General features: G+C 64.8%; 4 protein-coding genes. All 4 read right to left on the reverse strand.

Annotated features, from left to right (window positions below; all coding sequences use genetic code 11):
* Positions 1–39 precede the first annotated feature (39 nt).
* Complete coding sequence (locus AC1D1P_RS11295) at positions 40–1,017, reverse strand: tRNA dihydrouridine synthase (protein ID WP_477673029.1); 978 nt, start codon at positions 1,015–1,017, stop codon at positions 40–42.
* 12 nt (positions 1,018–1,029) lie between these two features.
* Positions 1,030–2,289 (reverse strand): methyltransferase, encoded by a 1,260-nt coding sequence (locus tag AC1D1P_RS11300; protein ID WP_477673030.1) that lies wholly within the window; start codon positions 2,287–2,289, stop codon positions 1,030–1,032.
* Between the two features lie 422 nt (positions 2,290–2,711).
* Positions 2,712–4,121 carry an efflux transporter outer membrane subunit gene (locus AC1D1P_RS11305; protein ID WP_477673031.1) on the reverse strand — a complete coding sequence of 470 codons (1,410 nt, stop codon included), beginning with the start codon at positions 4,119–4,121 and terminating at the stop codon, positions 2,712–2,714.
* A 30-nt stretch (positions 4,122–4,151) separates the two neighbouring features.
* Positions 4,152–6,357, reverse strand: a 2,206-nt coding sequence (locus tag AC1D1P_RS11310) for an efflux RND transporter permease subunit (protein WP_477673032.1), incomplete at its 5' end; no start/stop codon positions are given.

Below are 6,357 nucleotides of genomic sequence, written 5' to 3' on the forward strand. Positions count from 1 at the left end.
ATCAAACGAAGCCTAAATGCGAGTCGAACAAAAAACCATTTAAGAGTTGCTGTTTGATGCCTGCACCAGCCACGCCTCCACCAACACCGGATCATTCACCGTCTTGATCGCCTGGTAGGCGACCTCCGCCTCCGGAAAACGCCGCCGCAAAAAATTCAGCCACTGCTTGAGGCGCCCCGCTCTCGCACGCGTCTCAAGCCGCGAGCAGACGATGTGCCAGAACTCGGCAATCAGCGGCAGCAGCGTGGGCCAGCTTACGGCGGCATGGTGCTCACCGGCCAAGTCGGCCTTGATCGCCAGCCCCAGGCCCGGGTCGCGCACCGCGCCGCGGCCGATCATCAGCACGTCGCAACCTGAAGCTTCGCGGCAGCGCCGCGCATCTTCCACTGTCCAGATCTCGCCATTGGCCACCACCGGAATCCTGACTGCTGCGCGGATGTCGGCAATGCGCTCCCAGTAAGCCGGCGGCCTGTAGGCCTGGGCTTTGGTGCGGGCGTGTACGACCAGCTCGCCGGCGCCGCCGGCTTCGATGGCGAGCGCACATTCCACGGCACGCGCATCGTCTTCGTAGCCCAGCCGCATCTTGGCCGAAACGGGCATGCCGGCCGGCACCGCCCGTCGTACCGCGCCGACGACGGCCGTCAGGGTTTCGGGCTCGCGCAGCAGCGATGCGCCACCGCCGTGGCGATTGACCACCGCAGCAGGGCAACCAAAGTTCAGGTCAATGCCTGCCGGGCCAAGGCTTGCGAGCCGCGCGGCATTCTCGGCCATGCAACCCGGGTCGGAGCCCAGCAACTGCGCACGCACCGGCACGCCGGCCAGCGTGCGGCCGCCATGGTGCAGCTCGGGCACGATGCGATAAAACACACGCTCGGGCAACAGCTGGTCGGTGATGCGGATGAATTCAGAAACGCAGCGGTCAATGCCGCCGACCCGCGTGAGGATGTCGCGCAGTACGAAGTCCAGCAGGCCTTCCATCGGGGCCAGCAGGACGGTGGCGCGTGCTTCAGCCTTCATCGCACCTGGCTTTTATTTGGCGGCCAATCGCCACAACGATGTGACTTCCGCCGCGCGCGCCGCATGCAGCGCATCGCTGGCGTCCGAGGCTTTGGGGTGATGCGGCTGCGCATCCAGCCGGTCCACCACCTTGAGGCCCGCCGCATCGATCGCCGCCAGGAGCCACGCGCGCGTGCGCAGGCCCAGGTGCTCGGCAATATCCGACAGGATCAGCCAGCCCTCGCCTTTGGGCTCCAGGTGCGTCGCCAGGCCGTTGAGGAAACCCAGCAGCATGCGGCTGTCTTCGTCATACACAGCATGCTCCAGCGGCGAGCCGGGACGCGCGGGCAACCACGGCGGGTTGCAGACGATGATGTGCGCCTTGCCTTCGGGGAACAGGTTGGCCTCGCGCACCTCGACTTGCGGAAAGCCCAGGCGCTTGAGGTTGTCGCGCGCGCAAGCCAGCGCACGCGGGTCCTGGTCGGTGGCCACCACGCGCTGGATGCCGCTGCGCAGCGCCAGCACGGCAGCCAGCACGCCGGTGCCGGTGCCGATGTCAAAACCGGTCAGGTCATCGGTGCCTTCAGGCACGGGTGCCTGGGCCACCAGGTCGATGTATTCACCGCGCACCGGCGAGAAAACACCGTAGTGCGGATGGATGCGGTTGTGCGGGCCGTCTTCACCCAGCGCGGGAATGGGCACGCCCTTGCGGCGCCATTCGTGCGAGCTGATGAAACCCATCAGCTCGCGCAGCGATGCGACGGAGGGCACTGCGCCATCCCTGGATGGTCCCCAGGCTTCGGCGCAGGCTTTTTTTGCATCCGGTGCGCGGCGCAAGGGGATGCTGTAGTCCGCGTCAAACGGAATCAGCACCATGCCCAGCACGCGGGCACGCTGCGCCTGCGCCTGGCGGTGCAGGTGAAACGCTTCCGGGAACACCGGCGCGGCGGCTTCAACGGGGGCGCTGGCCTCTCCGGCTTTCTGGTCCTTCACGCGTTTCTCGCGCTTGGGTTTGGCCGGTTTGTCGACGCGGCGGGCCAGCGCCTGCAGCAGTAGCCGGGCATTCTGGAAGTCGCCACGCCAGAGCAGGCCCGTGCCTTCACAGGCCAGGCGGTAAGCAGCGTCGGCCGCGAGGGTGTCGTCAGCGATCACCACACGCTTGGGCGGCGGCGCGCCGCGCTCGGAACGCCAGCGCGCAGAACGCGCCTCGCCGCCCTCCGTCCAGTGGATGGTGGCGGGCTCAGGAGAAGAGGCAACGGAAGAAGTGACAGGAACAGCAGGTGAAGCGGGCATCAGGGGGCAGACACAAAGAAGAACAAAGAAGGAAGCCAAGTGTTTTAACAGATGGCCAGCCCCAGCGGCTGCAAGCGCTGCCTAATCACTATCAATTTAATAGCTGCTCGCGCATGTCCTGATTGCGCCACAGCCACTTTTGGCACTCAAAAAAGGCCTTTTTGAAGGTCTACAGGCTATTTTGGGTGATCAAAAGGCTCCAAAACAGCGTTCAGAGCACTTTTCAGGTCATTTTCAGGACCGATTCAGGCCTCCAGCCCAATAGGAACCTGCGCCACCAGCTATCAATTAGATAGCAACAACCGGCAGAGAGCGCTTCCCTCCTCACCAGCAGGAGCCGCGGAACTGGCTCCGCCAGGCCGCAGGCGCCGTCCCCTGCAAGGGGAGAGGAGGCTACACGAAGTGAGCCTCAACAGGGGTGTTCAAGTGCTCCAGCCGCCACCCAGCGCCCGAATCAGACCCACCGTTGCCAGGTACTGCGCGGTCTTGACCTGCAGCGCTTGGCGGCGGTTGCGCAGTTCGCTGCGTTGCGCGTCCAACAGTTCAAGCTGGCTGACAAAGCCATTGCGGTAGCGTGAATCCGACAGCACCGTGGCGCGTGTGGCCGAAGCGACGGAACGCGACTGCGCTTCCGATTGCTCGGCCAGCAGGCGCAGGGCCGAGAGCTGGTCTTCCACGTCCTTGAAGGCGACGAGGATCTGTTCACGGTAGTTGGCCAAGGCGATGTCGAGTTCAGCATTCGCGTTCTGCACGCCGGCCTTGCGGCGTCCGCCGTCAAAGATCGGCAGCGAGAGCAAAGCACCCACGCCCCAGGCCTGGGTCGAAACCTTGAACAGGTCCTTGATCTCGGGCGCGGCATAACCTGCGTTGCCCGTCAGCGAAAAGGTCGGGAACCACGCAGCCTGGGCGACACCAACGCGGGCCTGCGCGGCCTGCATGGTGCTTTGCGCGGCAGACACATCGGGCCTGCGTTCCAGCACGGTGCTGGGCACACCGGCCGGGATGACCGGCAGCGCGGTCGACCACTCGGTGGGCGCGACGGCAAAGTTCGACGCCACCTCGCCCACCAGCACAGCCAGGGCATGCTCCAGCACGGCGCGGCGCTGGTCGAGCGCCAGTGCATCGGACTCGGTTGAGGCGACCTCGGTGCGCACACGGGCCACGTCGAGCTCGGCCACGTCGCCCTCCTTGAAGCGCACTTCCGTCAGGCGCAGCGTGTTGCGGTAAGCCTGCAGTGTGTCACGCACCAGCGTGCGTTCGGTGTCGAGCGCGCGCAGGTTGAGGTAGGTTTGCGCCACATCGGCCTGCACCAGCAGCTGGGTGCTGCGCAGCAAGGCTTCGCGCGATTTCGCATCCAGCGATGCGGCGTCAGAGTTCAGCGACAGCTTGCCGATCAAATCAACTTCATACGAAAAGTTGGCCGCCGCCGTCACCGTGGTCTGCGCGACGCGGTTGGTGGTGATGTTGCTCTGGCGCACGGCGCCGCCGCTCAAACCGACTTGCGGCAGGCGGTCGGCATCGGTGTTGCGCAGGAYGGCGCGCGCCTGGGCCAGCCGCCCCGCGGCCACCTTGACACTGTTGTTGTTGGCGCCGGCCTGCTCGACCAGCTGGTCGAGTACCGGGTCGGCAAACGCCTTCCACCAGGTGCCTTGTGATTGCGGAGCGGTTGCTGCAGGCGCCGCCGCGACGGCGGCAGCGTTTTCCTTGTAGGCGGAAGGCGCAGCCGGAATGCTCGCCGGGTCAACCGACGCGCTGGTGGCGCAGCCGGCCAGCACCAGGGCGGCCAGCAAAGGCAGCAGCGCGGTGCGCAGTTTGGACGTTGTGTGGTTCATGATGAACTCCTGTACCTTTGATGCTTGTTGTTATTCGTGAAGCTTGAGGGGCGCTGCCGGCTGCGCGTGCGCACCTGCACCACCACTGCCCGCGAAGGCCTCGACGTGCGGCACTTCGCCATGCAGCTTGAGCGGACGGTTGCCCGTGAGGCGGCGCAGCGTGACGTAGAACACCGGCGTGAGGAAGAGGCCGAAAGCCGTCACACCAATCATTCCCGAGAACACCGCCACACCCATGGCATGGCGCATTTCGGCACCGGCACCGGAGGACAACACCAGGGGCAGCACGCCCATGATGAACGCCAGCGAGGTCATCAGGATGGGGCGCAAACGCAGGCGGCTCGCTTCAATCGCGGCCTGCAGCGGCGTGCGCCCGGCAAACTCCAGCTCGCGCGCAAACTCCACGATCAAAATCGCGTTCTTCGCCGACAACCCCACCAGCACGATCAAGCCGATCTGCGTGAAGATGTTGTTGTCGCCGCCGGTCAGCTTCACGCCCAGCATGGCGGCCAGCAGGCCCATGGGAACGATCAGCACGATGGCGATCGGCAACGTCAGGCTTTCGTACTGCGCAGCGAGCACCAGGAAGACCAGCAGCAGCGCCAGCGGGAACACCCACATGGCCGAATTGCCGGCAATGATTTCCTGGTACGTGAGGTCCGTCCACTCGTAGCTGATGCCGGGTGGCAGGGTTTCAGCCGCGATGCGGGCGACCGCATCCTGCGCCTGGCCCGACGAATAACCGGGCGCGGCGCCGCCGTTGATGTCGGCCGAGAGGAAGCCGTTGTAGCGCATGGCGCGTTCAGGGCCAAAGCTCGGCGTGACTTTCATCAGCGCCGACAGCGGCACCATTTCGCCGGTGGCCGATCGCACCTTCAAGAGGCCGATGTCTTCAGCGCGGGCGCGGTAAGGTGCATCAGCCTGCACCCGCACGGAATATGTGCGGCCGAACTTGTTGAAGTCATTGGCGTACAGGCTGCCCAGGTAAATCTGCATGGTGTCGAACACGTCAGTCACCGGCACGCCGAGCTGGCGCGCCTTGGTGCGGTCGATGTCGGCATACAGCTGCGGCACATTGACCTGGAAGCTGGAGAACATGCCCGCCAGCTCAGGTGTCTGGTACGCCTTGGCCATGAAGGCCTTGGTGGCGGCGTCCAGCGCGGCATAACCGAGCGAGCCGCGGTCTTCCAGCTGCAGCTTGAAGCCGCCGGTGGTGCCCAGTCCCTGCACGGGCGGCGGCGGGAACATCGCAATGAACGCCTCCTGGATACCGCCGAATTTTCCGTTCAGCTGGCCAGCGATGGCGCCGGCGCTCAGGTCTGCACTCCTGCGCTCGTCGAAGGGCTTGAGCGAGAGAAACACGATGCCCGAGTTGGAGCTGTTGGTAAAGCCGTTGATCGACAGGCCGGGGAAAGCAATCGCGTGTTCCACGCCGGGTTGTTTCATGGCGATGTCGCTGATCTTGCGGATCACGTCCTCGGTGCGGTCCAACGTGGCGCCGTCGGGCAACTGGGCAAAACCGATCAGGTATTGCTTGTCCTGCCCAGGCACAAAACCGCTGGGCACTGCCTTGAAGAGGCCCGCCGTGGCGAGCACCAGCACCAGGTAGACACCCAGCATGATGGCCTTGCGCGAAATCGCACCCTTGACACCGCGGCTGTAGTTTTCGGAACCGCGGCTGAACAGGCGGTTAAAGCCTGCGAAGAAGCGGCCGAACACCTTGTCCATGCCGCGGGTCAGCGCGTCTTTCGGTGCGTCATGGCTCTTGAGCAGCAAGGCGGCAAGTGCCGGCGACAGGGTCAGCGAATTGACGGCCGAGATCACTGTAGAGATCGCGATGGTCAGCGCGAACTGCTTGTAGAACTGTCCCGAGAGGCCGGTGATGAAAGCCAGCGGCACAAACACGGCGATCAGCACCAGGGCAATCGCGATGATGGGCCCGGACACCTCCCGCATGGCGCGGTAGGTGGCGTCGCGCGGACTCAGGCCCGCCTCGATGTTGCGTTCGACGTTCTCCACCACCACGATGGCGTCGTCCACCACAATGCCGATGGCCAGCACCAGCCCGAAGAGGCTGAGCGCGTTGATCGAAAAACCGAACAGGTGCATCACCGCAAACGTGCCGATGACAGAAATAGGCACGGCCAGCAGCGGAATGATGGAAGCGCGCCATGTCTGCAGGAAGATGATCACGACCAGCACCACCAGGGCCACGGCTTCGAGCAGCGTATGTACC

It is taken from the genome of Polaromonas sp. P1_E1_2 (assembly GCF_056406035.1).

Excerpts from the sequence above, each read along its gene's own strand:
- AC1D1P_RS11295 (WP_477673029.1), bottom strand. The coding sequence starts at position 1,017 with ATGAAGGCTGAAGCACGCGCCACCGTCCTGCTGGCCCCGATGGAAGGC.
- AC1D1P_RS11300 (WP_477673030.1), bottom strand. The coding sequence starts at position 2,289 with ATGCCCGCTTCACCTGCTGTTCCTGTCACTTCTTCCGTTGCCTCTTCT.